Below are 1,932 nucleotides of genomic sequence, written 5' to 3'. Positions count from 1 at the left end.
GTGTGTCCTGAACAGGAAGGAAGCTTGATGTAGGTATAGCTTCGGACCTGGTGCTGTGCGGACGATGGAGGTAGGCCCTCCGGAACCTCCCTGTGGGGGGCGGTTCCAAACCGCCCACTGCTGCGTTAGTTGAAGCCTGTCGTGGTGAGCGAGTTGGGAAAAGGCGCACTTTGATGTGTCAGGTAGGGGTCGGGAAGGCGTGCGTCACTGCTTTTGAAGTGTCGAAATAGGAACGGTTGACATCAAAACCGGGGTGTGTATCCGATCCCGGGATGAGCCTGGCGGGTGCCCGCTTATTGGCCAGGTGGTGTCCGGCATAGAGGCAACGTGAGCCCGGCCAGGCTGCGTTCGCATGGAACAGGAGAGAGCGTGACCCGAAACTGCCACCCAGCCAGGGTGGGAAGAGGAAGTGTCCCTTACGGCTGAAACCGGGGGGATTGAGTACCGTGGCGGGCACGCAGGCGGACTGACTCATAGTAGCGATGAAACTCCTGCTTGACGCGGTGGGGGTGGAGCGAAGGGGTCAGGTCATTCGTGGTGCGTTTGTTCGATCAACCGGGGCGCTGCCTCGGAAGGAGTCGCATGAGCGAACTGAAGTTGTCAGGCAAGTCGTTTGAGATCTCGAAAGCGGAGGTTGTGCAGGCGTGGGAGAAAGTCAAGGCCAATAAGGGTGCACCAGGGGTGGATGGGTGCTCCATTGAGGATTTCGAGGCCGACCTGAAAAATAATCTTTACCAGGTGTGGAACCGAATGTCCTCGGGGAGCTACTTCCCGCCGCCGGTGCGGGCGGTGGAAATACCGAAGTCGCATGGTGGAGGCGCCAGGATTTTAGGGGTGCCGACCGTGGCCGACCGGGTCGCGCAGACGGTGGTGGCACGCAGGCTGGAGGCGAAGGTCGAGTCGATCTTCCATCCAGACTCGTACGGCTACCGTCCCGGGCGAGCCGCGCTGGATGCGGTGGGGGTCTGTCGGCGGCGTTGTTGGAAAACCGATTGGGTGATCGATTTGGACATCCAGAAGTTCTTCGACAGTGTTCCCAGAGACCTGATCATCAGGGCGGTGGAGGCGAACACCGATCTGCCGTGGGTAGTCCTGTACGTGAAGCGGTGGCTGGATGCGCCGGTGCAGAACCCCGACGGCAGTGTGTTGATGCGAGACCGGGGTACCCCTCAAGGGTCAGCGGTGTCGCCGGTGCTGGCTAATCTGTTTCTCCATTATGCGTTTGACGCGTGGATGGCCCGGGAGTTTCCGGCCGTGGCGTTCGAGCGTTATGTGGACGACGTGGTGGTGCACTGCGTCAGCGAATCTCGGGCACGTGAGGTGCTGGCGGCAATCGCGAAACGGATGGAGCAGGTCGGGTTGCGGTTGCATCCCGACAAAACTCGGATTGTGTACTGTCAGGACGGGCAGCGGCGTGCCTCGTACGAGCACGCCGAATTCACGTTTCTGGGGTTTACTTTTCGGCAGCGTAGGGCGCGGAACAAGAACGGGGAGCAGTTCAACTCGTTCAATCCCGCTATCGGTAATCTGGCCCTGAAGAAGATCGGTGCGGTGGTGCGGTCCTGGCGGCTGCACAACCGCACTGGCCGAGACTTCGTCGAGGTGGCGCGGGATATCAACCCGATCGTTCGTGGTTGGATGAATTACTATGGCGCGTTCAACCGATCGGCGATGTACCCTCTCCTGCAGCGTATCAATGCCTACTTGATGCGCTGGATCCGCAACAAGTACAAACGGCTGCGGGCGAAGACTAAAGCTTTCCGGTGCTGGCAGGGGATCGTTCAACGATTCCCGCGGATGTTCGCGCACTGGAAATGGACTGCTTCTGCCCCTGCTGTCTGGTGATCAGAATGATAAGAGCCCGGTGACGGGAGACTGTCACGCCGGGATCTGTGGGAGCCCGGGGCTGAAATGCCCCGGGCTACCCGACCG

At 60.2% G+C, this 1,932-nt stretch carries 1 protein-coding gene; it reads left to right on the top strand.

Going from position 1 to position 1,932, the window contains the following annotated elements:
• Positions 1-582: 582 nt before the first annotated feature.
• Positions 583-1,845 (top strand): group II intron reverse transcriptase/maturase, encoded by a 1,263-nt coding sequence (gene ltrA, locus QMK34_RS47280; protein WP_326421592.1) that lies wholly within the window; start codon positions 583-585, stop codon positions 1,843-1,845.
• The last annotated feature ends 87 nt before the right edge of the window (positions 1,846-1,932 follow it).

Origin of the sequence: Amycolatopsis sp. H20-H5 (assembly GCF_035828755.1) — a bacterium.
Classification (GTDB): Bacteria; Actinomycetota; Actinomycetes; order Mycobacteriales; family Pseudonocardiaceae; genus Amycolatopsis.
The sequence above is the reverse complement of the archived record's forward strand: the minus strand, read 5'-3'. Positions and strand labels throughout refer to the sequence as shown.

Excerpts from the sequence above, each read along its gene's own strand:
- ltrA (WP_326421592.1), top strand. The coding sequence starts at position 583 with ATGAGCGAACTGAAGTTGTCAGGCAAGTCGTTTGAGATCTCGAAAGCG.